The organism is Vibrio sp. 1580 (assembly GCF_033340055.1).
Genome location: NZ_JAWOVT010000758.1, coordinates 1 through 513 on the forward strand (window position 1 = coordinate 1; position 513 = coordinate 513).

At 44.8% G+C, this 513-nt stretch carries 1 protein-coding gene; it reads right to left on the reverse strand.

The features are described 5' to 3' along the window. On the reverse strand, positions 1-513 hold a 513-nt coding region (msrB, locus tag R7093_RS28230; protein WP_318147409.1), incomplete at both ends, for a peptide-methionine (R)-S-oxide reductase MsrB.

Genomic DNA, 513 nt, shown 5'->3' on the forward strand with positions numbered 1-513 from the left:
CGTCGGTAAATACGTGCCCTAGGTGAGAATCACCAAACTTACTGCGAACTTCTGTTCTAGGATAAATCAACTTGTAATCGGTTTTTTCGACGATGTAACCTGGGTTGATTGGCTTAGTGAAACTTGGCCACCCCGTCCCCGATTTGTACTTGTCGGTAGAAGAAAACAACGGCTCACCAGTTACGATGTCGACGTAAATACCGGCTTCTTTATTGTCCCAATATTCGTTGGCAAACGGGCGCTCGGTACCTTCGTCTTGCGTTACATAGTATTGCAACTCAGTCAACGTAGACTTGATCTTCGATTGAGACGGCTTGTTGTATGCTTTTACCTTCGACAGCAGCTTTTTCTCATCGATAAGCTGACGCAGTGTTTTCGGATGTTCTTTGCGATCGTCACCAAACACTTCATCCAAGTATTTGTCTCGACCGGATGCGTAACGATAGTACTTGTACTTTAGGCTGCTCTTTTTGTAGTAATCCTGATGGTACTCTTCCGCTGGATAAACTGTCT